This is a genomic window from Pseudomonas sp. St316 (genome assembly GCF_018325905.1).
In the GTDB taxonomy this organism is placed as follows: domain Bacteria; phylum Pseudomonadota; class Gammaproteobacteria; order Pseudomonadales; family Pseudomonadaceae; genus Aquipseudomonas.
The window spans coordinates 2679498-2705255 of the sequence record NZ_AP021901.1; the positions used below are offsets into that span (position 1 = coordinate 2679498).

At 60.9% G+C, this 25758-nt stretch carries 27 protein-coding genes and 1 pseudogene; 14 read left to right on the forward strand and 14 right to left on the reverse strand.

Features of this window, described 5'->3' with window-relative positions; translation table 11 throughout:
* Nucleotides 1–299: 299 nt before the first annotated feature.
* On the reverse strand, nucleotides 300–1373 hold the full coding sequence (locus KI237_RS12205) for an NAD(P)H-dependent flavin oxidoreductase (protein ID WP_212800020.1): 1074 nt from the start codon (nucleotides 1371–1373) through the stop codon (nucleotides 300–302).
* A gap of 147 nt (nucleotides 1374–1520) precedes the next feature.
* Between KI237_RS12205 and KI237_RS12210 the strand changes: the two genes are divergently transcribed.
* Nucleotides 1521–2009, forward strand: coding sequence for a GyrI-like domain-containing protein (locus KI237_RS12210; protein ID WP_212800021.1), 489 nt, complete (start codon nucleotides 1521–1523; stop codon nucleotides 2007–2009).
* On the opposite strand, the gene ada is transcribed toward KI237_RS12210, so the two are convergent.
* The 5 genes from ada to KI237_RS12235 form a co-directional block, all read right to left on the reverse strand.
* On the reverse strand, nucleotides 1973–3046 hold the full coding sequence (ada, locus tag KI237_RS12215; RefSeq protein WP_212800022.1) for a bifunctional DNA-binding transcriptional regulator/O6-methylguanine-DNA methyltransferase Ada: 1074 nt from the start codon (nucleotides 3044–3046) through the stop codon (nucleotides 1973–1975). The genes KI237_RS12210 and ada overlap by 37 nt on opposite strands.
* Before the next feature lie 88 nt (nucleotides 3047–3134).
* Entirely contained in the window at nucleotides 3135–3815 is a 681-nt protein-coding gene (gene alkB / locus KI237_RS12220) for a DNA oxidative demethylase AlkB (protein ID WP_212800023.1), read from the reverse strand.
* On the reverse strand, nucleotides 3802–4521 hold the full coding sequence (locus KI237_RS12225; protein WP_212800024.1) for a 2OG-Fe(II) oxygenase: 720 nt from the start codon (nucleotides 4519–4521) through the stop codon (nucleotides 3802–3804). The genes alkB and KI237_RS12225 overlap by 14 nt, the downstream gene beginning before the upstream one ends.
* A 151-nt stretch (nucleotides 4522–4672) precedes the next feature.
* Nucleotides 4673–4843 carry a hypothetical protein gene (locus tag KI237_RS12230; RefSeq protein WP_165826019.1) on the reverse strand — a complete coding sequence of 57 codons (171 nt, stop codon included), beginning with the start codon at nucleotides 4841–4843 and terminating at the stop codon, nucleotides 4673–4675.
* A gap of 30 nt (nucleotides 4844–4873) precedes the next feature.
* A complete protein-coding gene (locus tag KI237_RS12235; protein ID WP_212800025.1) occupies nucleotides 4874–5176 on the reverse strand; it encodes a DUF1883 domain-containing protein in 303 nt (100 codons plus the stop codon).
* 203 nt (nucleotides 5177–5379) lie between these two features.
* On the opposite strand from KI237_RS12235, the gene KI237_RS12240 reads away from it, so the two are divergent.
* Together KI237_RS12240 and KI237_RS12245 are read left to right on the forward strand one after the other, a co-directional pair.
* Nucleotides 5380–5730: a hypothetical protein gene (locus tag KI237_RS12240; protein ID WP_212800026.1), complete on the forward strand. Its 351-nt coding sequence runs from the start codon at nucleotides 5380–5382 to the stop codon at nucleotides 5728–5730.
* 109 nt (nucleotides 5731–5839) lie between these two features.
* A complete protein-coding gene (locus KI237_RS12245) occupies nucleotides 5840–6070 on the forward strand; it encodes a hypothetical protein (RefSeq protein WP_212800027.1) in 231 nt (76 codons plus the stop codon).
* Between the two features lie 3 nt (nucleotides 6071–6073).
* Here KI237_RS12245 and KI237_RS12250 read toward each other — a convergent pair whose 3' ends face one another.
* Nucleotides 6074–6355 (reverse strand): hypothetical protein, encoded by a 282-nt coding sequence (locus tag KI237_RS12250; protein ID WP_212800028.1) that lies wholly within the window; start codon nucleotides 6353–6355, stop codon nucleotides 6074–6076.
* A gap of 126 nt (nucleotides 6356–6481) precedes the next feature.
* The gene (locus tag KI237_RS12255) at nucleotides 6482–6697 is read right to left on the reverse strand and encodes a hypothetical protein (RefSeq protein WP_212800029.1); all 216 of its coding nucleotides are present in this window, start codon (nucleotides 6695–6697) and stop codon (nucleotides 6482–6484) included.
* Between the two features lie 236 nt (nucleotides 6698–6933).
* Here KI237_RS12255 and galU point away from each other — a divergent pair, with 236 nt between their 5' ends.
* The 4 genes from galU (at nucleotide 6934) to ahpF (ending at nucleotide 11887) form a co-directional block, all read left to right on the forward strand.
* Nucleotides 6934–7773 carry a UTP--glucose-1-phosphate uridylyltransferase GalU gene (galU, locus tag KI237_RS12260; protein ID WP_003182953.1) on the forward strand — a complete coding sequence of 280 codons (840 nt, stop codon included), beginning with the start codon at nucleotides 6934–6936 and terminating at the stop codon, nucleotides 7771–7773.
* A gap of 330 nt (nucleotides 7774–8103) precedes the next feature.
* Entirely contained in the window at nucleotides 8104–9462 is a 1359-nt protein-coding gene (gorA, locus tag KI237_RS12265; RefSeq protein WP_212800030.1) for a glutathione-disulfide reductase, read from the forward strand.
* A gap of 174 nt (nucleotides 9463–9636) precedes the next feature.
* Nucleotides 9637–10200, forward strand: coding sequence for an alkyl hydroperoxide reductase subunit C (ahpC, locus tag KI237_RS12270; protein ID WP_020294651.1), 564 nt, complete (start codon nucleotides 9637–9639; stop codon nucleotides 10198–10200).
* Between the two features lie 124 nt (nucleotides 10201–10324).
* Nucleotides 10325–11887 (forward strand): alkyl hydroperoxide reductase subunit F, encoded by a 1563-nt coding sequence (ahpF, locus tag KI237_RS12275; protein WP_212800031.1) that lies wholly within the window; start codon nucleotides 10325–10327, stop codon nucleotides 11885–11887.
* A gap of 214 nt (nucleotides 11888–12101) precedes the next feature.
* On the opposite strand, the gene gloA is transcribed toward ahpF, so the two are convergent.
* The gene (gene gloA, locus KI237_RS12280) at nucleotides 12102–12623 is read right to left on the reverse strand and encodes a lactoylglutathione lyase (RefSeq protein ID WP_212800032.1); all 522 of its coding nucleotides are present in this window, start codon (nucleotides 12621–12623) and stop codon (nucleotides 12102–12104) included.
* Between the two features lie 194 nt (nucleotides 12624–12817).
* Here gloA and KI237_RS12285 point away from each other — a divergent pair, with 194 nt between their 5' ends.
* Complete coding sequence (locus KI237_RS12285; RefSeq protein WP_212800591.1) at nucleotides 12818–13345, forward strand: DUF4946 domain-containing protein; 528 nt, start codon at nucleotides 12818–12820, stop codon at nucleotides 13343–13345.
* Between the two features lie 93 nt (nucleotides 13346–13438).
* Here KI237_RS12285 and KI237_RS12290 read toward each other — a convergent pair whose 3' ends face one another.
* Nucleotides 13439–13804, reverse strand: a complete 366-nt coding sequence (locus tag KI237_RS12290; RefSeq protein WP_212800033.1) for a histone-like nucleoid-structuring protein, MvaT/MvaU family — start codon at nucleotides 13802–13804, stop codon at nucleotides 13439–13441.
* Nucleotides 13805–14251: 447 nt separating this feature from the next.
* Nucleotides 14252–15115: a LysR family transcriptional regulator gene (locus KI237_RS12295; protein WP_212800034.1), complete on the reverse strand. Its 864-nt coding sequence runs from the start codon at nucleotides 15113–15115 to the stop codon at nucleotides 14252–14254.
* Between the two features lie 240 nt (nucleotides 15116–15355).
* Here KI237_RS12295 and KI237_RS12300 point away from each other — a divergent pair, with 240 nt between their 5' ends.
* Together KI237_RS12300 and hppD are read left to right on the forward strand one after the other, a co-directional pair.
* Nucleotides 15356–16300: a DMT family transporter gene (locus KI237_RS12300; protein ID WP_212800035.1), complete on the forward strand. Its 945-nt coding sequence runs from the start codon at nucleotides 15356–15358 to the stop codon at nucleotides 16298–16300.
* A 250-nt stretch (nucleotides 16301–16550) separates the two neighbouring features.
* A complete protein-coding gene (gene hppD, locus KI237_RS12305) occupies nucleotides 16551–17627 on the forward strand; it encodes a 4-hydroxyphenylpyruvate dioxygenase (RefSeq protein ID WP_212800036.1) in 1077 nt (358 codons plus the stop codon).
* Between the two features lie 177 nt (nucleotides 17628–17804).
* On the opposite strand, the gene rarD is transcribed toward hppD, so the two are convergent.
* From rarD to KI237_RS12320, 3 genes are all read right to left on the reverse strand, one after another.
* A complete protein-coding gene (gene rarD / locus KI237_RS12310) occupies nucleotides 17805–18689 on the reverse strand; it encodes an EamA family transporter RarD (RefSeq protein WP_212800037.1) in 885 nt (294 codons plus the stop codon).
* Between the two features lie 52 nt (nucleotides 18690–18741).
* Nucleotides 18742–19782 carry an aldo/keto reductase gene (locus KI237_RS12315; RefSeq protein WP_212800038.1) on the reverse strand — a complete coding sequence of 347 codons (1041 nt, stop codon included), beginning with the start codon at nucleotides 19780–19782 and terminating at the stop codon, nucleotides 18742–18744.
* 108 nt (nucleotides 19783–19890) lie between these two features.
* Nucleotides 19891–21201, reverse strand: a complete 1311-nt coding sequence (locus KI237_RS12320; protein WP_212800039.1) for an MFS transporter — start codon at nucleotides 21199–21201, stop codon at nucleotides 19891–19893.
* Nucleotides 21202–21385: 184 nt separating this feature from the next.
* Here KI237_RS12320 and KI237_RS12325 point away from each other — a divergent pair, with 184 nt between their 5' ends.
* The 4 genes and pseudogenes from KI237_RS12325 (at nucleotide 21386) to KI237_RS30970 (ending at nucleotide 25750) form a co-directional block, all read left to right on the forward strand.
* Nucleotides 21386–22510: a sugar diacid recognition domain-containing protein gene (locus tag KI237_RS12325; RefSeq protein ID WP_212800040.1), complete on the forward strand. Its 1125-nt coding sequence runs from the start codon at nucleotides 21386–21388 to the stop codon at nucleotides 22508–22510.
* 284 nt (nucleotides 22511–22794) lie between these two features.
* Nucleotides 22795–23931, forward strand: a complete 1137-nt coding sequence (locus tag KI237_RS12330; protein WP_212800041.1) for a glycerate kinase — start codon at nucleotides 22795–22797, stop codon at nucleotides 23929–23931.
* Between the two features lie 193 nt (nucleotides 23932–24124).
* Nucleotides 24125–24895, forward strand: a pseudogene (locus tag KI237_RS30965) (MCP four helix bundle domain-containing protein); the annotation flags it as partial.
* Nucleotides 24887–25750: a methyl-accepting chemotaxis protein gene (locus KI237_RS30970; RefSeq protein WP_502937111.1), complete on the forward strand. Its 864-nt coding sequence runs from the start codon at nucleotides 24887–24889 to the stop codon at nucleotides 25748–25750. The pseudogene KI237_RS30965 and the gene KI237_RS30970, both read left to right, overlap by 9 nt.
* Nucleotides 25751–25758 lie beyond the last annotated feature (8 nt).

Sequence of the window (25758 nt, forward strand, 5' to 3'; positions counted from 1 at the left end):
ATATACCGGAATATATAGCGAATGACCGACAAACGGAACGCGGCATTTTGCCTGGGAGTGAGGGTGCAAGGGCTGCCGCCATCGCGAGCAGGCTCGCTCCCACATTGGATCTCGGGTGTTCGCAAGCTCGTTGCCCAGTACCAATCCCCTGTGGGAGCCGTACATTCAGCACTGATGCAAGCTGATCCACCGCTATCGCGAGCAAGCTCGGCTTCCACAGGTCCGGTGGTGTGCCTGGATGAGAACCCCTGTGGGAGCGAGCCTGCTCGCGATGGCGGCCTGAGAGGCGATGACGACCGTCAGGACCGACCACGGCTGTTCAGTTGGGCCAGCGCCTCCTCGCCCAGTTGTCGGGTCAACTCGGCGCTCGACAGCTCGCGGCCCAGGGGGAAGGCCTGGCCGGCCCAGAGGTTGCTGAAGTCTGCTTCATCCTTGGCCCGCAGCGGCATCAACGCGCCGCCGGCCAAGGGAAAAGCCGGCGCCAGCGGGCTCATCGGGCCCACTTCGCGCATCACCCGGTTGACGATGCCCCGGGCCGGGCGGCCGGTGAACAGGTTGGTGACAGCCGTCTGGCTTTCCTTGGCCGTGCGCAGCGCGCGGTGATGGGACGCGCTGATCTTGGCCTCAGGGGTGAACAGATAGGCGCTGCCCAGTTGCGCCGCCGAGGCGCCCAGGGCAAACGCCGCGACGATCCCCCGCGCATCGCCGATGCCGCCGGTTGCGATCACCGGCACCTTCACCGCATCCACCACCTGCGGCAGCAAGGCAAACAGCCCGACTTGGGTGTTGAGGTCATCGCTGAGGAACATCCCGCGATGACCGCCGGCTTCGTAACCCATGGCAATGATCGCGTCGCAACCATGTTGTTCCAGCCAGATGGCCTCCTCGACGGTGGTGGCCGAGGAGAGGATTTTTGCCCCGGTGGCCTTTACCCGGTCCAGCAGGGATTTCTCCGGCAGGCCGAAATGGAAACTGACCACTTTGGGACGCATCTCTTCCAGCACCCGGCAGGCGGCATCATCGAAAGGCGTGCGGTTGGACACTGGGGTCGGCGCGTCGAAGTCGGCGCCCAGTTCCTGGTAGTACGGCTTGAGCCGTTGCTTCCAGGCCTCGGCCCGTTGTTCGTCGAAGGCCGGAGGCTGGTGACAGAAGAAATTCACGTTGAATGGCTTGTCGGTCTGTTCGCCGATGGTCGTCAGCGCCTGGCGCAGTTGTTCGACATCGAGCATCGCAGCTGGCATCGAACCCAGCCCGCCGGCATTGCACGTCGCGACCACCATGGCCGGCCCGGTCACCCCGGCCAGTGGCCCCTGGATAATGGGCAACTCGATACCGAGCAGGTCAAGAATGCGAGTGTCTGGCCACTGGCTCATGTGGGGTCTCCGACGGCAGAAGGAAACAGTGTTTTTAGCAGGTGTGGGCCGGCGAGGGCCAGTCGAGTTTTTCAATCGTGCGCTGCAACTTGATCCCGACGACCGGAGGGTTACCATGCGGGCTTCATACATCAAGGAGCCCGACCCATGGACGTGAAACTCAAGACCGTCGAACCCTTCACCGTTGCCGGTTTGCAGGTGCGCACCCGCAACACCGACGAACAACAACCCGACACCGCCCGAATCGGCCCGATGTGGCAGCGATTCTTCACTGAAGGGCTGTTCGACACGATTCCAGCCCGGCAGTCGGAGTCGTTCGTCTACGGGGTGTATTCCAATTACGAGTCCGATGCCACCGGCTACTTCGATGTGACGGCCGGGGTTCAAGTGGATGCGACCAGCGCAGGCTACCCCGCCGTGGACATCGAGGGCGGGGATTACCTGATGTTTGCGGCCAAGGGGCCGATGCCCGACTGCGTGATCCAGACCTGGGGCCTGATCTGGGCGTACTTCGCCGACAACCCGCAGACGTTGCGCCGTTTCACCACCGATTTCGAGGTCTACAGCAGCCCCGATTCAGTGGCGATCTACATCGGTGTTCAGTCCTCGGACGAGCGCTCCAGCGCCAGCAACTGACGCTTGCGCTCCACGCCCCAGCGATAGCCCGACAGGTTGCCGTCGCTGCGCACCACCCGGTGGCAAGGGATCGCCACCGCCAGGCTGTTGGCGCCGCAGGCCTGGGCCACGGCGCGCACGGCCTTGGGCATGCCGATGCGCTGGGCGATCTCGGCGTAGCTGGCGGTGCTGCCTGCGGGAATGTCCCGCAAGGCTTGCCAGACCCGTTCCTGGAAGGCGGTGCCGCGCAGGTCCAAGGGCAGGTCCAGGCCCAGGGCCGGCGCTTCGATAAAGCCCACCACCTGGGCGATCAATTGCTCGAACTCGCGGTCGGCTCCGATGAGGTTGGCCCGGCGGAATTTGTCTTGCAGGTCGCGCACCAACGCGTCCGGGTCGTCTCCCAGCAGGATCGCGCACACACCACGCTCGCTTTGCGCCACCAGGATCGCCCCGAGGGAACATTGACCGACGGCGAAACGGATGTCGGTGTTCTGCCCGGCGGCGCGGTAGTCGGTGGGTTTCATGCCTAACACCTTGTTGGCGGCTTCATAGAAGCGGCTGTTGGAGTTGAAACCGGCGTCATACAGCGCCTCGGTGATCGTGCCACCATCGGTCAGGCGTTCGCGCACCTTGCGTGAGCGGTGGGCGGCCGCGTAACCCTTGGGGGTCAGGCCGGTGACTGCCTTGAAGACCCGATGAAAATGGAAGGGACTCAAGCCCGCGCTTTCTGCCAGCTCATTGAGGCCTGGCAACTCCTCGGCCGCCTCGATCTGCCGGCAGGCGGCGGCAACCCGTGCCGCTTGTTGGGCGGCGATCTGGGTCTGGTCCCGGGCTGCGCGCTTGCTGGGTCGGTAACCGGCTGCCTGGGCTTGCTCCGGCGTGTCGAAGAATTCGACGTTGCGCGGGTTGGGCAGGCGCGACAGGCTGCTGGGGTGGCAATAGATGCCGGTGGTTTTCACGCCATAGACGAAGGTGCCGTCGGCGCGTGGATCCCGGGCGAGCACGGCGGCCCAGCGAGGATCCAGTTCAGGGGCGAGATTGTTCGAAGTGCTGTTCATGGTCGTTATGTCCATTGGCCCGTTTTGTCTACCGTAACGAGCCATCCAAGTGACGACACTCCGGGTCTTGCGGTTGAATTCTGCGCTGTCATCCGGCGGTGCGAAACGTCAGGTTGATCCGCTGGGCGCCCAGGCGCGGGTGCTGGCCTTCCTTGAGCGGCAACACGCCGTGGTAGCGCAACCGGTCCACGCCGCCCCAGACCACGATGTCGCCATGGAACAACGCAATGCGCAGGCTTTTGTCGCTGCGCTCCAAGCCGCCGAACTGGAACACGGCCGGCAAGCCCAGGGACATCGAGACGATGGGGGCGGCGAGGGAGCGTTCGTTCTTGTCCTGGTGCAGCGACATTCGCGCGCCGGGCACGTAGCGGTTGATCAGGCAGGCGTCGGGTTCGAAATGCTCGAAGTGCGCCTGCCGGGCGGCGGCCTGGGCCAATTCGCGAAACACCGCCGGCATGTCGGGCCAGGGTTGGCCGGTCTGCGGGTCGTGGGCGGTGTAGCGATAGCCGCTGCGGTCGGTGGTCCAGCCCAGCGCGCCGCAACTGCTCAAGGCCACCGACATGGTAAAGCCACCGGGCGTGACCATTTGTCGGAACGGCGCGGCCTGCAAGACGCTTTCCAGCGCCGGCAGCAAGCGCTCGAGCCAGGGCAGGGCGAACCCGCGCAGCACGAACGCTTGCTGGCCGATCTGTTCGACCTGGCCAGGCGTGGTCGGCGCCTGGTCGGCGAACAGGTCCAATGTGAGCGGTGTGTCATTACTGCGCATCATGAAAAATGATTCCCAAGGTGTGCCGCCTGCCGCTGTGCACGCAGCTGACGCCATGGCGCATGTTCACCCGATAATACCCGCGAACGCCTTTGACCGGCCGTTGGTGCACGGCAAATATCACCGCGTCGCCCTGTTTCAGATCGATGACCTGGGGCCGCGACTGCATGCGCGGGCGCTGTTCGGTGAGGACAAATTCGCCGCCGGCAAAATCCCCGTCCGGTTCCGACAGCAGGATCGCCACCTGCAGTGGGAACACCTGCTCGCCATACAGATCCTGGTGCAGACAGTTGTAGTCCTGCGGACCATATTGCAGCAACAACGGCGTAGGCCGCGATTGCCCGGCGGCGTGACAGCGCCGGATAAAGTCAGGGTGTTCGTGGGGGTAGCGCACTTCAATACCCATGTGTTCATTCCAGCGGTTCGCCAGCGGCACCAACGCCGGATACAACGCCTGGCGCAACTGCTGGATGAGGTCGGGCAGCGGATAGCGAAAATACTGATATTCGCCGCGCCCGAACCCATGGCGGGCCATGATCACCCGCGAACGAAAAAGCCCGGGTTCGGCGTACAAACCACTCACTAGCCGGCACTGCGTTGCCGGTAGCAGGTTGCGGATGATGGCGCTGCCGTCCTGATCGAGGCTGTGTTCCAGGGCGGGCCAGTCCAGGTTGGCGAGGTGTGGGAGCAGGGAAGGTGTAGGGGGCACGATGGCAATCCTTGGTGGAAGGACTGTTCAGTCTGCGCAGTGCTGGGTTGCCGGGCACTCCGATTCTTGCGGTGCGACGTTTCGCTAAATCCCCTCGCCACAAAAGCATCGTGCCCAGCCAGATGGCACAAAAAACAATCAGGGTGAGCCGTTACAGCGCCTTGCTGACCTTGAGATCGCTGATCACATCGTCGGTTTCGCCGTGCAGCTTGTGCAGCGCCGCCCTGGCTTCTTCCTCGGTACCGGTTTGCAGTTGCGCGAACTCGAAACGGCGTTCGCCATTGAGCTTGTACTTGATGACGTATTTGGTCGTCTGGGCCACGGTTTTGCCTGTCTTGAAAGTGGGCGAGGCTCAGCTCAGTTTCGAGCTGGAACGCCGGATGATCTTGATCTTGTGGGTCAGGGTCGGCTTGCGCGTGACGCTGATTGCACGGTGGTTGACGGTGTCGATGGTAATGTTCCAGAAACCGGTGCTAGGGGCAGTGATCCGGGCCGGGAAGGTGTCGAACGCGCCGCCGTGATACGTGTGCCGGCCGCCGTTCTTGAAGCTACGGAAGTTGGCGTCGTTCATCAAACGAATGTTGCACATTTGGGAGCATTCGATGACGACGATGTCGTCTTCGTTCAGGTGCTCGCGCTGGTGGATGAATTTCATGGGCGCCTCCAGAAGGGCTTTTTCTACAAAATCAAAACGATAGAAAGGGGCAATGATGCGCAGTTTATCAGCCCCGAGTGTTAATATCCGACCCGCGCGCCAGGCTTTGTTCATTTATTGCAGGTTGCGGGAAAAATAAAGCGGTGCGGCACCGGAGAAAAACGGCGTCTGCACTGTCGGAGGATCTTTATCGGAGGAATCATATGAAGCGCAGCGTGTGGGTGTTGGCATTGGCCATGAGTGGATGTGCATCGGTATCGGACATCAACCAGACGCCCCCCACCATGAGCGTCATCTCTGGAAAGAAACCTCACGAATATGCCAAATGTATTTCCGACAAGCTGGCCAGCAGCCGTGGTTCGCTGCAAATGGAGCCGCACAAGAACGGCGTGCGACTGATCGTTCCGGGCAAGCTGTCGACCTTGCCGGCAGCGGTGTTCGACATTGATGAGCGCTCCAGTGGCAGTAGCATCAAGCTGCACGAAAGCATGTCAAACGTGCCTGTGCGTCCTGGCGACGTGCAGGACGCGGCCAACGCCTGCATTTCCGGCTGATCGCAGGCCGCGCCTGACGAGTGGGCCTGGCATCGGATAAACTGCAGCCCTCGACAAAAAATGCCGCCACGGTTCACGTTGGCGGCATTGTCATTTATGGAGCCAGTCAATGAAACGCGAGCAGGTGCGCGAGCGCCATGCAGAAGGTCTGATCTTTGCGACCCACGTGATTCAGAATCCGGCGAGCCCGGGTGAATGGATCGTCTTCTTCAAGAAAAGCGCCGGGCGCAGTTTTTTCCTGGTGGATGAGCAGGATGAGGTCGAGTCCTTCAGCAGCCTCGACGAACTGGTCGAGACGATACGCGGCCTGGGCATCAAGTTCGCCGAGATCCACATATAGTTCTTACTTGCACACCACCACGACGCTGCGGCTGGTGTAGTTGCCGACGTCGACACCCAGGGTCTTTTCGCTTTCCTTGGCCTGCGGTGTGCCATCGGTGCCGACGATGCGATAGCCGGTGCCAGCACAGGATGCATCGGCTTTTTCATAACAGGTGGCCCAGTCATTGGCTTCGCCGGAGCAATCGATGGTCAGCCCCTGTTCGCCATTGTCCAGGTAGGTTTTTTCGGCAGAGGCACAGCCTGCCAAGGCCAGGACTGCAAACAGCGCCAGAAGTGTTTTCATGGAATAGTCATCGAGAAGGGAGGGGCAGGCGCGAGATTATAGCGAATGGCCATTGCGGTACAGCTAAAGTACAGCTAAACCAGCCTCGTTCAATGCCCGGGTGACATCTACTGGAGGCTCGTCTGGTTACTTCTTGCGGCGGGGGCTGCGTGCGGGAGCGGTGTCGCGTTCTTTCGCCGCGGGGGCCTCGCGCTCATCCTGGAATACCGCGGCCACTTCCACTGCCATGGCCTTGCTGGGCAAGGGACCGGCGACCTGCTCACCGTGGTAGTTGATAATCCACCATTGGCCGTCCTTGCCCTGGCTGACCGAATAACCGTTTGCGTTTCTTGTTGCCGACATCTAGTTGCCTCAATTGGCGTGATCAAGGGCACCATGATACGTCAAATGCTCGCAAACAGCGCCTACTGGCGTACAGTGGGGGCCGCTGCAGCCATCGAAACGAAAGGCGATTGAACTATCCGCCGTTTTTTATTTCTCTATGATGGCACCGGTTGGCCAGTGCGGGCATTGTAAGGTGCCTGTTGCCTGATTAGACTGCGCCGAAACTCGTACACACCGCCTTTTCAAGGACTTATATGATCAAGAAATGCTTGTTCCCAGCAGCCGGTTACGGTACTCGCTTCCTGCCAGCGACTAAAGCCATGCCCAAAGAAATGCTGCCGGTGGTGAACAAGCCACTGATCCAGTACGGCGTCGAAGAAGCCCTTGATGCGGGCCTGACGGAAATCTCCATCGTCACCGGTCGCGGCAAACGCGCCCTGGAAGACCATTTCGACATCAGCTACGAGCTGGAAAACCAGATCAAGGGCACCGACAAGGAAAAATACCTGGTCGGCATCCGCAAACTGCTGGACGAGTGCTCGTTCTCCTACACCCGTCAGACCGAAATGAAGGGCCTGGGCCACGCGATCCTGACCGGCCGCCCACTGATCGGTGACGAACCGTTCGCCGTGGTCCTGGCGGACGACCTGTGCGTCAACCTCGAAGGCGACGGCGTACTGACCCAGATGGTCAAGCTGTACAAGCAGTTCCGCTGCTCCATCGTGGCGATCCAGGAAGTCGATCCGCAGGAAACCAACAAGTACGGCGTGATTGCCGGCGAAATGATCCGCGACGACATCTACCGCGTTCACAGCATGGTTGAAAAACCAAAACCTGAAGACGCACCGTCGAACCTGGCGATCATCGGCCGCTACATCCTGACCCCGGACATTTTCGACCTGATCGAACAGACCGAACCAGGCAAGGGCGGCGAAATCCAGATCACCGACGCCCTGATGAAACAGGCCCAGAACGGCTGCGTCATGGCCTACAAGTTCAAGGGCAAGCGTTTCGACTGCGGTGGCGCCGAAGGCTACATCGACGCGACCAACTTCTGCTTCGAGAACTTCTACAAGACCGGCAAGGCTTACTAAGCCAGCGCCACGCCTTGAAAAACGCCCCGACTGGTTCGGGGCGTTTTTTTGCGTGGGGAAAAGTCTTTCGAAAATCATCGATCACACAAACAAACCCCCTGTGGGAGCGAGCTTGCTCGCGATAGCGTCGGTACATTTAGCATCGATGCAAGCTTAGCCACCGCCATCGCGAGCAAGCTCGCTCCCACAGGGGTTGCGCTTAACTTGAGCATTGCTGCCAATTCGATCCGGTCCAGCTGGCTTTTTGGTTTTCCGCCCCCATAACCAACAGCATCGCTGCCTCAGGTGAAAACAGCAGGTATGCTGATGACCTGCCGAAGGAGATAGAAAATGGCCTACGATTTTGACTTGTATGTGGTTGGCGCCGGTTCCGGTGGTGTGCGGGCTGCGCGGTTTGCCGCCGGTTTCGGGGCCAAGGTGGCCGTGGCGGAAAGCCGGTACCTGGGCGGTACCTGTGTGAACGTGGGCTGCGTGCCGAAAAAACTGCTGGTCTACGGCGCGCATTACGCCGAGGACTTCGAGCAGGCGTCGGCCTATGGCTGGACAGCGGGCGAGGCGAGTTTCGACTGGGCCACGTTGATCGCCAACAAGGACCGGGAAATCAATCGCCTCAACGGCATCTACCGCAACCTGTTGGTCAACAGCGGCGTCGTGCTGCACGAAGGTCACGCCAGGCTGACCGGGCCCAATGAGGTCGAGATCAACGGCCAGCGCTACACCGCCAGGCACATCCTGATCGCCACGGGCGGTTGGCCGGTGATCCCGGACATTCCGGGGCGCGAGCACGCCATCAGCTCCAACGAGGCGTTCTTTCTCAAGGAGCTGCCCAAACGCGTCATCGTGGTGGGCGGTGGCTACATTGCGGTGGAGTTCGCCGGGATCTTCCACGGCATGGGCGCGCAGACATCCTTGCTCTATCGCGGTGAGCTGTTCCTGCGTGGCTTCGATGGTGCGGTGCGCAAACACCTGGCGCAAGAGCTGGACCGTCGTGGCCTGGACCTGCAATTCAACGCCGACATCGAGCGCATCGACAAGCTGGACGACGCCAGCCTCAAGGTGACTCTCAAGGACGGTCGCACGCTGCTGACCGACTGCGTGTTCTACGCCACTGGCCGACGGCCGATGCTCGACAACCTTGGGCTGGAAACCACCGGCGTCACGCTGGATGAGAAGGGGTTTGTCCAGGTCAACGAAAAATACGAGACCACCGAGCCTTCGATCCTGGCCATTGGCGACGTGATCGGTCGCGTCCAGCTCACCCCCGTTGCCCTGGCTGAAGGCATGGCGGTGGCGCGGCGTCTGTTCAAGCCCGAGCAGTATCGATTGGTGGATTACCGGATGATTCCCACCGCCGTGTTCAGCCTGCCGAATATCGGCACGGTGGGCTTGACCGAAGAGCAGGCTCGGGAGGAAGGGCATGAGGTGGAGATTTTCGAAAGCCGCTTCCGGCCGATGAAGCTGAGCTTGACCGAATGCCAGGAGCGCACCCTGATGAAACTGGTGGTGGATGCCCGCACCGACAAGGTGCTGGGTTGCCACATGGTCGGGCCGGATGCCGGTGAAATCGTCCAAGGGCTGGCCATTGCCCTCAAGGCCGGTGCCACCAAGCGCGACTTCGACGAAACCATCGGCGTGCACCCGACGGCTGCCGAAGAGTTCGTGACGATGCGTACCCCCGTAGCCTCCTGAATCCCCGACGAACCTATGGCGAGCGAGCCCGCTCGCCATATTATGTTTTCTTCTATCTATTTAGCGGCTGATAGCCAAAACCAATCATTCACATCAGGTTTGCCAATGAGCCAGCCTGGGGATGAGTGGTTAAGATCCTCTCCATCAACTTTCAACCCTGATGGAGAAACATCGATGCCTATCATCAACAGCCAAGTCAAACCGTTCAAAGCTACCGCCTTCAAAAACGGCGCATTCGTTGAAGTCTCGGACGCCGACCTGAAAGGCAAGTGGTCCGTCGTCTTCTTCTACCCAGCCGACTTCACCTTCGTTTGCCCAACCGAACTGGAAGACCTGGCCGACAACTACGCCGAGTTCCAGAAACTGGGCGTCGAGATCTACAGCGTCTCCACTGACACTCACTTTGCCCACGCCGCCTGGCACAACACTTCGCCAGCCATCGGCAAGATCCAGTACACCATGATCGGTGACCCAACCCTGACCATCTCCCGCAACTTCGACGTGCTGATCGAAGAAGCCGGCCTGGCCGACCGCGGTACGTTCGTGATCAACCCGGAAGGCCAGATCAAGATCGTTGAAATCAACGATGGCGGTGTAGGCCGTGACGCTTCCGAGCTGCTGCGCAAGATCAAGGCTGCCCAGTACGTTGCCGCTCACCCGGGCGAAGTCTGCCCAGCCAAGTGGAAAGAAGGCGAGGCCACCTTGGCTCCGTCCCTGGACCTGGTCGGCAAGATCTAAGTCTGTGAGTCATCCGAGGGCGATCCGCTCTTAATCAAGTAAGCCGCTTCGCCCCAAAAAACGCCCGGGCGAGATTCGCTCGGGCGTTGTTTTTTCTGAAATTCAAAAAATGGAAATCGCCCGTATGTTGGACGCCAATCTTAAAGCTCAGTTGAAGTCATACCTGGAACGGGTCACCCAGCCGATCGAGATCGTCGCCTCCCTCGACGACGGTGCGAAATCCCAGGAAATGCTCGCGTTACTCCAAGACGTTGCCAGTCTTTCCCATCAGATTACCTTGCTCGACAACGGCACCGATGCGCGCAAGCCTTCGTTCTCGTTGAATCGCCCGGGAGCCGATATCAGCCTGCGTTTTGCCGGCATTCCCATGGGCCACGAATTCACTTCGCTGGTGTTGGCCTTGCTGCAAGTTGGCGGCCACCCTTCGAAGGCCAGTGTCGAAGTGATCGAACAGATCCGCTCCCTGAAAGGCGAGTTCAACTTCGAGACCTATTTCTCGCTGTCGTGCCAGAACTGCCCGGACGTGGTCCAGGCGCTGAACCTGATGGCGGTGCTGAACCCCAACATTCGTCACGTCGCCATCGACGGCGCGCTGTTCCAGGCCGAAGTCGATGAACGCCAGATCATGGCCGTGCCAAGTGTGTACCTCAACGGTGTGAACTTCGGCCAGGGCCGCATGGGCCTGGAAGAGATTCTCGCCAAGATCGACACCAGCGGCATCGAACGCCAGGCCGAGAGACTCAGCGCCAAGGATGCCTTTGATGTGCTGGTGGTCGGCGGTGGCCCGGCCGGCGCTTCGGCGGCAATCTACGCGGCTCGTAAAGGCATCCGCACGGGCGTGGCGGCCGAACGTTTCGGCGGCCAGGTGCTCGACACCATGGCCATCGAGAACTTCATCTCGGTCCAGGAAACCGAAGGGCCGAAACTGGCCGTCGCCCTGGAAGAACACGTCAAGCAGTACGACGTGGACATCATGAACCTGCAACGTGCCGACGCCTTGGTGCCAGGCAAGGACGGCGGGCTGCATGAAATCAAGTTCGCCAGCGGTGCGAGCCTCAAGGCCAAGACTGTGATCCTGGCGACCGGTGCCCGCTGGCGTGAAATGAACGTGCCGGGCGAGCAGCAGTATCGCAACAAGGGCGTGGCGTACTGCCCGCACTGCGACGGTCCGCTGTTCAAAGGCAAGCGCGTGGCGGTGATCGGCGGTGGTAACTCCGGCGTCGAGGCGGCCATCGACCTGGCCGGTATCGTTGCCCACGTCACGTTGCTGGAGTTCGATGTGCAATTGCGCGCCGACGCGGTGTTGCAGCGCAAGCTGCATAGCCTGCCAAACGTGACGGTGATTACCAACGCCCAGACCACCGAAGTGACTGGCGACGGTCAGAAGGTCAATGGCTTGCGCTACAAGGACCGTCCAAGCGGTGAAGTGCGGGACGTGGTGCTGGAGGGGATCTTCGTGCAGATCGGCCTGTTGCCCAACACCGACTGGCTCAAAGGCACCGTCGAGCTGTCGCCGCGGGGTGAGATTATCGTCGACGCCCGCGGTGAAACCTCGATCCCTGGTGTGTTTGCCGCCGGTGACGTGACCACCGTGCCGTACAAACAGATCGTGATTGCCGTAGGCGAGGGCGCCAAGGCTTCGCTGAGCGCCTTCGACCACCTGATCCGTACCTCTGCGCCGGCCTGAATAGCCAATAGCGGAAAAAACAAAACCCCATGAGCCTGGCTCATGGGGTTTTGTTTTGGATCACACATAACCTGTGGGAGCGAGCTTGCTCGCGATAGAGGTCTGTCTGACACATCAATGTTGAATGTGCTGCAGCTATCGCGAGCAAGCTCGCTCCCACAGGGGGGCTAATGTGGTTGTAGCGTTTGTGTTTCCTGCAAACCCTACTGTGGGCCTAGAGCGGCGCCGGCTGGATGATTTCGACCCAGTAGCCATCCGGGTCCTTGATGAAGGCCAGGCTTTTCATGCGACCGTCGCTCAGGCGTTTCTGGAAATCGCAGCCCAGTGCTTCGAAGCGCTCGCAGGCGGCGACGACGTCCGGTACCGAGATGCAGATGTGGCCGAAGCCGCGTGGGTCGGTGTTGCCGTTATGGTAGGCGAACGCCGGGTCGCTTTCGGTGCCGTGGTTGTGGGTCAGTTCCAGGATGCCGGGGATCGACTTCATCCATTCGGTCCGCGCCGCCGCGTCTGCCGGGATCTGGTTCTTGTCCACCAGTGCCAGGAAGTACAGGCTGAATTCGGCTTCCGGGAAGTCGCGTTTCTCCACCAGCGAGAAACCCAGCACACGGGTGTAGAAATCCAGGGACCGGATGATGTCCTTGACCCGCAGCATGGTGTGGTTGAAGACGAACTTGGCCGTGGCGGCGTCGGGTTGGGCGGTGACGCCAGGGAAAGTATTGAGTTCGTGCAGGCTCATGGGCCCTCCGGAAATAAGTGGGGCAAACGGCGTCGCAAGCTTGCTTGCGACGGTTCCTGGGCTTGCGTCAGACAGCTTCCTTGCAGGTGTGCCCATGATACGCAAGGGGCGCGGTGTCGCCAAACCGCGCGTGGCTATTGCCTGCTGCTGCCTCGGGCTTCAGACTTTATGATTCGCCCTTGAGTGCCAACGCAATGATTCGACCGTTCCTTTCGCTGTTTGTCCTGTTGTTTGCCTGGATTGCGAGTGTCGGCGGCGTCCAGGCGGACGAACCGCAGATTGCCTGGCCCCAAGGCTGGGTTGCCGAGCCGCTGCCCGCCGATGCAGCGGCGCCGGGGCCGTTGCGACAACGTGCAACCAAGAGCGATTCGGCAGGCAACGCCGTGATGGTCATGGAGTTGACCACGACTGCTGTCGAGCCCGATCACCAGGTCAACTTGCAAGGCGTGTTGTTGGAAATGCGCAAATCGATCCAGAAGGATTTCTTCCAGGACGGTTACCAAAGTGTCTGCACTAAGATCCATGCTTCCATGTTGGGCGGCGTAACTGCGTTGGAAACCACTTGCACGATCACGCAAAACGGACGGCATGTATTGTCTCAGGCACTCGTCGCGGCACTAAATGAGGGCAAGGCTTATGTGCTGTCCTATGCAGGGCAGGCGCAGGTGTTTGTTGAAAGCCAGGATGAAATACAGTCGGTGCGAAACAGTTTGAAACTATAACGCCGTCAGCATAATACGCTCGGGGTTTAACCCAAAAGTTTAGCCCATAAAAAAGCCCTGAGTGTATTCAGGGCTTTTTTTGCATGGGGGCTGTCAACCGCGCAACCAGGAGTCGACGGTAGCTGCACCGTACTGTTCTTTCCAGGCTTTCAGGCCGCGGTGATTGCCGCCCTTGGTCTCGATCAACTCGCCGGAGTGCGGGTTCTGGTAAACCTTTACCACTCGCGCACGGCGGGTCTTGGTGGGTTTGGTCGATTGCAGGCTCGCCTTGGACGGGTTCGGGTCGAGGATCGCGACGATGTCGCGCAGGCTCTTGCCGTAGGTTTTCATCAGTCCCTGGAGCTTTTCCTCGAATTCGATTTCCTTCTTGAGCCCGGCATCGTTCTTCAGCGATTCCAACTGCTTGAGCTGTTCTTGAAGGGCCTTTTCGGCTGCACGAAATTCAGCGAGTCTGGACAAAATCGTTACTCCAATCAAAATATTTGGCTGATACCAACCGCAAACAAAGCTATAAGCCGAGCGTCTGGATGTTAATGACTCTCCTGCTATCTGGCACAGGTAGAAAAATTGTAGTAGTTAATCCGGAAAGTGTAAATCGTAACTTTTTCGTTATGTAACAACAGCAAAAGCTTTTTATCAGTTGGGCATCATCGTCAATTGATCGGCGGCGGTTAACTGCCATTATGGCCGGGCAAGGTCTCAATGAACGCCTGCCCGCTAATCGGTCGGCCAAATAGATAACCCTGAAGAAAGTTCACCCCGTGGGCGCTCGCGTAGTCGTTTTGCTCGACGGTTTCAACACCCTCGACATCATGTCCAGGCCCAGCTTGCCCTACAGTTCGATGATGCTGTCGATGGCTCGCCGAATGCTTGCCTTGCCTGCAATTGATGCAAGCTGGCAGAAACTCATGACTGCCGGGCCAGCTCGATAAACGCCAGGGTGGCGGGCGAGGCCTGGCGGCGGTCCAGGACTGCCAGGCCGATCTGGCGCGGCACCCGCGGCGACAAGGGGCGCGCGACGAAGCCCGAGCGCTCGTCCTCCGGCAACGAACCTTCTGACACCACGCTCACCGCGTCGCCACGGCTGACGATATCCAGGGTACTGAGCAATTGCGAACAACGGAAACGCACATTCGGGGTCAGCCGGGCGGCATTGAACAGGCGCGAAACCAGCTCCGACGATCCGGCCTCGGTGAGCACGAAGGGGTCGTTGCACAGGTCCTTGAGGCTCAGGCTGGCCTGGGCGGCGAGGGGATGGCGAGTGGGCAGCAGGGCGACCATCTGATCTTCCATCAACATGAACGTATCGAAACGCTCCTCGGGCAGCACCACGAAGCCGACGTCGATACGCCGTTCGTCCAGCCATTGGAGGACCTGCCTGTCGGGCCCTTCGTCGATGTGCACTTCGATGCCTGGGTGCAAGTCTCGATAGCGCCGCAGGATACCGGGCAACAATTTCATCGATGACGTTGGCCCGAACGAGCCGATGCGCAAGGTGCCGCGGCGCATGCCCCGGGCATCGGCGGCTTCCTGGCGCAAGGTATTGGCCAGCCCGAGCATGGCCCGGGCCCGCAGCAGCAACTGCTGGCCAATGTCGCTGAGCTCCACCGCTGACTGATGTCGCCTGAGCAATTCAACGCCCAATTCTTGTTCCAGGGATTTGATGGCGTGGGATACCGCTGACTGGCCGATGCCCAGACGCGTTGCCGCCGCCGTGAACCCTCGCAGCTCGGCGACCAGGGAAAAGATTTCGAGTTGGGTGAGGGTCATGAGGGATTACTCATTTTACGATGATCAAATATGAGCTCAATACTGACGTATCTGACTTGAATCAGGAAGCCGCATCGCCCTGTTGTGTGGGAACCTGTGGAAGTAAAGCTTGCTCGCGATGAACGATGACTCGGTTTGCCTGCTGAATCGCACCGCCTCCATCGCGAGCAAGCTTTGCTCCCACAATCAATCCCCTCACCACAGGTTTATGTCGTTCTCATTAGCGTGCCGTGGTGAACCATGAAAACCCTCGAACAAACCCTCCCAACCCCCTCGGACCTGCCGGTCTACCTGAAGCTCGCCATGGTCACCATGATCTGGGGCGCAACCTTCGTCGCTGGCCGGATCCTTGCCGATGCCCTGGCACCGATGTTCGCCGCCAGCCTGCGTTTCCTGTTGGCGAGTATCGCACTGCTGTCGTTTCTCGCTCTGGCCGGGATCCCGCTGGCCAGGCCCAGTGTGAAGCAGGCGCTGCAATTGGCGGCGCTGGGGTTCTTCGGCATCTTTTTCTACAACCTGTGCTTCTTCTATGGCCTGCAGTACATCACTGCGTCGCGGGCTTCGCTGATCGTGGCCTTGAATCCCGCCGTGATCGGACTGGCGTCCTGGTGGTTGTTCAAGGAGCGGCTGAACCGCTTGAAGGTGGCGGGCATCGTGCTGTGCATCGGCGGGGCGGGATTGGTAATCGTCAGCCGTGATCCGTCCTTGCTGCAAGGCGCGGCGCAGGGCTGGATCGGTGACCTGCTGATTTTTGGCTGCGTGTTGGGCTGGGGCATCTATTCGCTGTTTTCGAAAAAGCTGAATGACAGCCTCGGCCCCTTGCAGACCGTGACCTGGTCGATTCTGCTGGGCACGCTGATGTTGTGGCTGGCCTGCGCGGTGGCGGGCGAGATTCGTGTCCAAGCCCTGCGCGCGCTGGACGTGGAGCAATGGCTGAGCCTGTTGTACCTCGGCGTGCTGGGCTCGGCCCTGGCCTATATCGCCTGGTACGACGGAATTCGCCGGATCGGTGCGACCCGTTCCGGGGTGTTCATTGCGCTTAATCCGTTGACGGCGGTGCTGTTGGGGGCGCTGCTGCTGGACGAACGGCTCACGGCCTTGATGTGTGTCGGCGGGGGCGTGATTCTGCTGGGGATTTTCCTGTGCAACAAACCCCTTGCGCGGTCGAAGGAAAAGGCGATTTGATACACAGGGCGGACAAACCTGGTTACGCTGTGTAGAATCGAGTTACGCATATAAGAATAACGTCTTCTGGCAGCAGAAGCCTCGCCCGCAAGAGCCTTGGGTCGACAATGAAGATACTTGGGTTTCAACTGATCTATGGCGATTTCCTCGCCCGCAGCGTTCGTGGCATTTCCTGCGCGCCGCCCCGTGTCCTCAGCATCGCCAGCAACTAACGTTTTTTGTTAATTGACCCGACTGATGAGGCGCCGACATGGCAGATATATACGAAAACCCCATGGGCCTGATGGGCTTTGAATTCATCGAATTCGCATCCCCCACACCCAACACCCTGGAGCCGATCTTCGAGATCATGGGCTTCACCAAAGTGGCCACCCACCGTTCCAAGGACGTGCACCTGTATCGCCAGGGCGCGATCAACCTGATCCTCAACAACGAACCTCACAGCGTGGCGTCATACTTTGCCGCCGAGCACGGCCCGTCGGTGTGCGGCATGGCGTTCCGGGTCAAGGATTCGCAAAAGGCCTACAAGCGCGCCCTGGAACTCGGCGCCCAGCCGATCCACATCGAGACCGGCCCGATGGAGCTGAACCTGCCGGCGATCAAAGGCATCGGCGGTGCGCCGCTGTATCTGATCGACCGTTTCGGCGAAGGCAGCTCGATCTATGACATCGACTTCGTGTTCCTCGAGGGCGTTGACCGCAACCCGGTGGGCGCAGGCCTGAAAATCATCGACCACCTGACCCATAACGTGTATCGCGGGCGCATGGCCTACTGGGCCGGCTTCTACGAGAAACTGTTCAACTTCCGCGAGATCCGTTACTTCGACATCAAGGGCGAATACACCGGCCTGACCTCCAAGGCCATGACCGCCCCGGATGGCATGATTCGCATCCCGTTGAACGAAGAGTCGTCCAAGGGTGCCGGACAGATCGAAGAGTTCCTGATGCAGTTCAACGGCGAAGGCATCCAGCACGTGGCCTTCCTCACCGATGACCTGATCAAGACCTGGGATCACCTGAAAAGCATCGGCATGCGCTTCATGACCGCGCCGCCGGACACCTACTATGAAATGCTCGAAGGCCGCCTGCCGAACCACGGCGAACCGGTGGATGAACTGCAATCGCGGGGTATTCTGCTGGACGGTGCTTCCGAGCAGGGCGACAAGCGTCTGCTGCTGCAGATCTTCTCGGAAACCCTGATGGGGCCGGTGTTCTTCGAATTCATCCAGCGCAAGGGCGACGATGGTTTCGGCGAAGGCAACTTCAAGGCGCTGTTCGAATCCATCGAGCGCGACCAGGTGCGTCGTGGTGTGTTGGCGACCGAATAAGGCCTGAACCATGAAAAAGCCCGCCCGGCAGTGATGCCGGGCGGGCTTTTTATTGGCCACACACAATCCCTGTGGGAGCGAGTTTGCTCGCGATAGCAGTGGTTCAGCTTGCATCCATGTTGAATATCCTGCCGTTATCGCGAGCAAGCTCGCTCCCACAGGGGACAGGCGGGGATCTTACGTTCGGCGCTGCTGCCGCACCAAGTGCTTGAACCCTTCGAACACCAGCACCGCGACCGCCATCCAGATGGGGATGTAGGTCAGCCATTCACCGGCCTTGATGCTTTCGCCCAACAGCAACGCAACGCCCAGCAGCAACACCGGCTCGACATAGCTCAACAGCCCGAACAGGCTGAACGGCAGTAATCGACTGGCGACGATGTAGGACACCAGCGCGCTGGCACTGATCACCCCGAGCACCGGGATCAGCAGCGACAGCCACGGGTATTGATCAAAAACGTCGAGGCCCTGTTCGCCGCTTTGCACGAACCACAGTGCAACGGGGAGCATGAGGGTCATGTCCAGCCAGAGTCCACCCAGGTTGTCGGTCTTGATGCGTTTGCGCAGGATGAAATAGATCGGGTAGCCGATCACCACCAGCAAGGTTGCCCAGGAAAAACCGCCTACTTGGTACAGCTCGTTGAACACGCCAAGGGTGGCGAAGAACACGGCGACTTTCTGCAGGTAGGAAAGGCGTTCGCCATAGACGATGCGTCCGGTCAGGACCATCGACAGCGGCAACAGGAAGTACCCCAGCGAAACGTCCAGGCTGTAGCCATTGAGCGGTGCCCACATGAACAGCCACAGTTGCGCGCCCATCAGTGCCGAGGAGGCTATTGCCGCGATCAACAGCCGTGGCGTGGCGATCAGGCGTCGGATAAGCGCCGTGACCAGTTTCCATTCCCGTGCCACGAGCATGAATAGGGTCATGCACGGCATCGTCAGCAGCATGCGCCAACCGAAGATCTCCACGCCGGTCAGGGGGGAAAGCAGCGAGGTGTAGTAGTACATGACGGCGAACAGCGCAGAGGCCGAGACCGATAGAACGATGCCTTTGGACACGTTGATTCTCTTGAGGGCGATTAATCAACACCCAAACTGTTGGCTGGCAAATTTATTCATGGGAGCCAGTTTGTGGGAGCCCGGCTCCCACAGGCACCCGCCCCGGTACGAAATGGCTCACATCATTGAACCCCGGTGTCGAAGCATGCCCCGGCGTCACCAGCGAATCGATGAAGGCTTCGTCTTCTGCGCTGATCTTCACCGACTGCGCCTTGGTGTACGAATCCCATTGTTCCTCGGTGCGCGGTCCGACGATGGCCGAGGTCACGGCGCTGTTGTTCAGCACCCAGGCGATGGCGAACTCGACGATGCCCACGCCGCGGCCCTGGGTGTATTGCAGGATCTGCTGGGCAATGCGCAGGGACTCGACCCGCCACTCGGTTTCCAGGATGCGTTTGTCCTGGCGTCCGGCGCGGCTGTTGGCGTCCGGCGCCACGTCTGGCGCGTACTTGCCGCTGAGCACGCCTCGGGCCAGGGGGCTGAACGGCACCACGCCGAGGCCATAGTTCTGCGCCGCCGTGATCTGCTCGGTTTCCGCTTGGCGATTGACGATGTTGTACAGCGGTTGGCTGATCACCGGTCGGTCGATGCCCAGGCTGTCGGCGATCCGGATCACTTCGGCGATGCGCCAGCCACGGTAGTTCGACAGGCCCCAGTAGCGGATCTTGCCTTGGCGAATCAAGTCGCCGATGGCCGACACGGTGACGTGCAACGGGGTGTTGTGGTCTTCGCGGTGCAGGTAGTAGATGTCCAGGTAATCGGTGCCCAGGCGCGTCAGGCTGGCCTCGATACCGTTGAACAGGTGCTTGCGGCTCAGGCCGCTGCGGTTGGGCACCCCGTCCGCTGGGCCGAAGCCAACCTTGGTGGCCAGCACCCATTCCTGGCGACGACTGGCGATCGCCTCGCCGACGATTTCTTCGGAGCGACCGTTGGTGTAGACATCCGCGGTGTCGATGAAGTTGATGCCCTGGTCCCAGGCCTTGTCGATGATCCGCAGCGAATCCTCGGTGCTGGTCTGTTCGCCGAACATCATGGTGCCCAGGGTCAGCGTCGAGACTTGCAACCCGGAATGGCCTAGCGTGCGGTAGCTCATGACAAGATCCTTTTATCCATGGGGAAAAGCTCAATCAAACCCCAGAACCACCGCACGGATCAAACACAATTCTCAAGCACTTCCAAATCAACTGTGGGAAAAAGCGTGTCAGGCCTTTAGGGTGCGGGTCATGCGCAACGCCAGCAGGCTGCCGCAGACAATCACGCCCGCCAGAAGGTACAGCGCCGCGTCGGTCGAGCCGGTGGCGTCCTTGACCCAACCCACCAGGTACGGGCTCAGGAATCCCGCCATCTGCCCCATGGAGTTGATCAACGCCAACCCACCGGCCGCCGCGCCCGCGCTGAGCAGGGCCGTGGGCACGGGCCAGAACATTGGCAGGCCGGTGAGGGCGCCCATGGTGGCGATGGACAGGCCAATGATGGCGATGGCCGGGGTGGTGGCGAAGTTGACGGCGATCAGCAACCCGACGGCGCCCATCAGCATCGGCACGACAAGATGCCAGCGGCGCTCCTTGTGCAGGTCCGCCGAGCGGCCCACCAGCAACATGAACACGGCCGCCAGCAGGTAAGGGATTGCACTCAGCCAACCGATCACCAGGTTATCGCTGAAGCCCAGGCTCTTGATGATCGACGGCAGCCAGAAGTTGATCGCGTACACGCCGCTCTGAATGCAGAAGTACACCAGGCCGAAGGCCCAGATCGCCGGGTTCTTGAACACCGCCAACAGCGAGTCGGTGGTGGTCTTTGGCTTGTTGGCCAGGTCTTCGGCGTGGTCGGCGGTGAGCACGTCGCGCTCCTGGTCGGTCAGCCACTGGGCGTTGGCGAAGGTGTCGCTGAGCAGGAAGAACGCCAGCGCCCCGAGGATCACCGTCGGAATGCCTTGCAGCAGGAACATCCACTGCCAACCCGCCAGGCCGCCCTGGCCAGCCGCGAAGTGGTTGAGGATCCACCCGGAAAACGGACTGCCCAGCAGGCCGGACACCGGGATGGCCGACATGAACAACGCCATGATCCGGCCACGTCGGAACGTCGGGAACCATTGCGAGAGATAAAGCACCACGCCAGGAAAGAATCCGGCCTCGGCGGCGCCGGTAAACAACCGCAAGGTATAGAACTCGGTGGGGGTGGTGACGAACAGCAGGCAAGTCGACAGGGTACCCCAGGTGATCATCATCAGCGCGATCCAGCGCCGCGGGCCGAATCGGGTCAGGGCCAGGTTGCTCGGCACGCCGCACAGTACGTAGCCGATGAAAAAGATCCCGGCACCGAGGCCGTACACGGTTTCGCTGAATTTCAGGGCATCGAGCATCTGCAACTTGGCGAAGCCAACGTTGACCCGGTCGAGGTAGTTGAACAGGTAGCAGATGAAGATGAAGGGGATCAAGCGCAGGGTGATGCGCTTGTAGACGGTATTTTTTTCGTCGGGGGTAGCCAGGAGGGCTATTGCGCTCTGGGACATGGCGGGTCTCTCTTTATTATGATTTTCGCGAGCCAAGGGGTAACGTTGACCGCCCCTTGAGTCTCGGCCAGCCCAGGTGCCCGTGTCTTTGTGCCAGGGCACAGGGTTTGAATGCAGACCCTGTGCGCCGGACCAAATCCATGCCTAAAACAACAATCCACGCCGTTTGCAAGGAACACCGCCCATGTTCGAACTCGATCACGACCTGGCGCAGGACATCGTCGACCGGGCGATGGCGATCCTGCCGTACAACGTCAATGTCATGGACAACCAGGGCCTGATCCTCGGCAGCGGCGAGTCCGAGCGGGTCAACACCCGTCACGAGGGCGCGCAACTGGTCCTGGCGAACGGTCGGGTGGTGGAAATCGACGAGCACACCGCGATGCACCTCAAGGGCGTGCAGCCGGGCATCAACCTGCCACTGATGCTCGATCAGCGGCTGATCGGCGTGCTGGGCATCACGGGTGAGCCTGCGCAACTGCGCACCTACGCCGAGCTGGTGCGCATGACCGCCGAGATGTTGGTGGGCCAGCGTAACCAGCAGGCCGAGCAGCAGTGGCGTCGCCAGCGGTGTGATGACTTGCTGGCGCTGCTGCTGGGCGATGCGGGGGATTCGCCGCGTTTGTTGGACGAAGCCCGGCAAATGGGCCTCAAGCCGCAGCTGTCGCGGGTACCGTATCTGTTCGAACTGGGCCTGGAACATGGGCCCGGGCAGACCGTCGAGACGTTGAGCGCGTGGTTGATGTCGCGCTACCCGGACAGTTGGTGCCTGACGTCATCCAAATCCTCCTTGCTCTGGTGCCGGCCGGTCACTGCCTCGGTGGAGAACGAGCGGCTGCTGGGCAAGCTCGATGGGTTGGGCTGGAACATCCTGCGGATCGCGGTGGGCGGCCAGGCTGAAGGGTTGGCGGGCTTGCGGCGTTGCTATCGACGGGTGGCTGATCTGCTGGCCTATGGGCGTGATGTGTTGCCGCAATCGCGCCTGCTGGCCCTCAGCCGTTATCGCCTGCCGGTGCTGCTCTGGCGCCATCGCAGCGACGATGCCCTGGACGAGCTGCTGACCCCATTGCGCAAGGTCATCGCCAAGGACAGCAACGGCCAACTGCTCGCCACCTTGCGCAGTTGGTGCGAACACGACGGCCAGAGCCAGGCCTGCGCCGATGCCCTGGGCATCCACCGCAACAGCCTGCGCTACCGCATGGAACGCATCGCCGAACTCAGCGGCGTGGACCCGTTGCGCCTGGACGGGATGCTGGCGTTGTACCTGGGGGTGCAACTGCTGCCCCAGACCCAGAGCACACAGATATAAACCTGTGGGAGCGAGCTTGCTCGCGATGACGGTGGCACATCCAATCCCTATGCAAGCTGACACACCGCTATCGCGAGCAAGCTCGCTCCCACCGTTTGGTCAGCGCAACTACCTCTGTGGGAGCGAACTTGCTTGCAATGAAGCCCTCACTGCCAGCAACAATTTCCCCCGACAACCGGCATTTGTGAATTTGAACAATAATGCCCGGTGTCTTTTGTGCGGCGGACTGGCGTCACGGCTGCGGTCAACTGGCAGCATGCTGTGCATCGGAACCGGAGAATAATATGAAAATAATCATCGCCCCCGACTCGTTCAAGGACAGCCTCAGCGCCCAGGGTGTCGCCGATGCCATCGCCCTTGGGCTGGCCGAGGTCTGGCCGGATGCGCAGTTGATCAAATGCCCGATGGCGGACGGCGGGGAGGGGACGGTGGAGTCGGTGCTGGCAGCCTGCAACGGTCAGTGGCGCCACACCCGTGTCCGCGGTCCGTTGGGGGTTGCCGTCGAGGCGCGCTGGGGCTGGTTGGCCGAGAGCCGCACCGCGATCATCGAAATGGCCGAGGCCAGTGGCTTGCAATTGGTGCCGCCGGGGCAACGCGATGCCTGTTCCAGCAGTACCTACGGCACTGGCGAGCTGATTCGCGCCGCCCTCGATGAAGGCGCCGGGCGGGTGATCCTGGCGATCGGCGGCAGTGCCACCAACGACGCCGGGGCCGGTGCGATGCAGGCCCTTGGCGTGGTGTTGCTGGATGACCAGGGCCAGCCGCTTCCTCCCGGCGGCCTGGCCTTGGCGAACCTGTCGCGCATCGACCTGAGCGATCTCGACCCACGCCTGGCCCGGGTCAGTTTCGAGATCGCCGCCGATGTCGATAACCCGCTGTGCGGCCCCCATGGTGCGTCCGTGGTTTTCGGTCCGCAGAAGGGCGCCTCGGTTGCTCAAGTGCAGGCGCTGGACCGGGCGTTGGGGCATTTCGCCGAACATTGCGCCCAGGCGTTGAACAAGGATGTGCGAGATGAGCCGGGCAGCGGTGCCGCCGGTGGCCTGGGGTTCGCGGCCAAGGCGTTCCTGGGCGCGCAGTTTCGTACCGGTGTGGACGTTGTCGCCCAGTTGACCGGGCTGGCCGAGGCGGTCAGCGGTGCCGATCTGGTGATCACCGGCGAAGGCCGTTTCGACGCCCAGACCCTGCGCGGCAAGACCCCCTTCGGCGTGGCCCGTATCGCCCGCCAGCACGGAGTACCGGTGGTGGTCATTGCCGGCACGCTGGGGGAGGGTTACCAGGCGCTGTACGAACATGGCATCGACGCCGCCTTCGCCCTGGCCAACGGACCGATGACCTTGCAGCAAGCCTGCGCCGACGCCCCGCGCCTGCTGAGCGAGCGTGCGCGGGACATTGCACGGCTTTGGCGGGTGGCGCATCGATAAAACGGTCGAGCACTGTACCCGTGGCGAGGGAGCAAGCTCCCTGGCCACAAAAAAAGCCTTTGAAATATTTTTTTACATAACCCTGCGCAAACCCTGAAGCCCTGCCGATAACGGGTTAAGCGTATACACCCATAACACCAATCAGTGCGCTTGCCAGCATGGATGCTCGACTCAACATTTTCGAGGTCTTTCCATGTCCCTACGCAGCCTGAATATCGCGCCACGCGCCTTTCTCGGTTTCGCCGTCATCGCGTTGCTCGTCGTTGTCCTCGGCGTATTCGCCGCCAACCGCATGTCCGTCATTCGTCAGGCGTCGCTGGATATGGAACAGACCCAGGTGCCTAGCGTCGGCCATCTGGCCAATGTGCTGGAGAGCGTGCTGCGCATGCGCATCCTCTCGTTTCGCATTCTGGTCAACCGGGATCCGGCCAGCCTGACCGAGGCCGAGAGCCGTATCGGCGTGCTGGTGGAAAAACTGAACAAGGCCAACAACAGCTACGCCGCGCTGCCGAGCACGCCGCAAGAGGCCGAACTGTACAAGGTCTTTTCCGCGACCCTGGAAAAATACCTGCAGGCCCAGAAGGAAATGCTCGACCTGTCGCGACAGAACAAGGCCGATGAGCTGCGTACCCTCATCAATACGCGAATCAAGGAAGGCACCGATCTGATGGGCGAGCAGCTCAACAAGCTCATCGCTATCAATGTGGCCAGTGCCGGCGAAGCGTCGGCCAAGGCGGGTGAGAACTACGACAGCGCGATCACCGGCATCATTATCGTCTCCATCGCTGCCGCGTTGGCCACCGTGGTGCTGGCCTTGCTGCTGACCCGCAGCATCGTCGCGCCGCTCAACCGGGCATTGGAGGCCGCGCGGACCATTGCCAGTGGCAACCTGGTCCAGGTCATTGCGGACGATGGCAAGGATGAGCCTGGGCGCTTGCTCCAGGCCTTGGCCGCCATGCAGGGCAGCTTGCGCCAGACCATCGAGCAGATTGCCGGTTCGGCCACTCAACTGGGCGCTGCGGCGGAAGAGCTGAGCGCCGTGACCCAAGAATCCTCCCTCGGCCTGCAACAGCAACACAACGAAATCGAACAGGCGGCCACGGCAGTCAACGAAATGACCGCTGCGGTCGAAGAGGTGGCCCGTAACGCGGTGTCCACGTCCGAGGCCTCGAACCAGTCGACCCAGGCCGCCCAGGAAGGCCGCACCCGCGTGGTCGAAACCGTCGATGCGATCCAGACCATGACCCACGACGTGCAAGCCACCGCTTCGATGATCGAAGGCCTGGCGGTCCAGGGCCGTGACATCGGCAAGGTGCTGGACGTGATCCGTGCCATCGCCGAACAGACCAACCTGCTGGCGCTCAACGCCGCCATCGAAGCCGCTCGCGCCGGAGAGGCCGGACGCGGTTTCGCGGTGGTGGCCGACGAAGTCCGGGCCCTGGCCCATCGCACTGCGCAATCGACCCAGGAAATCGAAAAAATGGTCGCCGGCATCCAGAACGGCACTGGCCAGGCCGTGCAGTCGATGCAGCAAAGCAACCAGCGTACTCAAAACACTCTGCAAATGGCCCGCGCCGCCGGTGTGGCCCTGGAGCAGATCACTCAGTCGATCCACCAGATCAACGAACGCAACCTGGTCATCGCCAGTGCGTCGGAGGAGCAGGCCCAGGTTTCCCGTGAAGTGGACCGCAACCTGGTCAACATCCGCGACCTGGCCACCCAGTCGGCCAGCGGCGCCAAACAGACCAGCGACGCGACCCACGAACTGTCGCGCCTGGCGGTGGGGTTGAACGCGATGGTGGCGCGGTTTGTGATTTGAGATAGGGT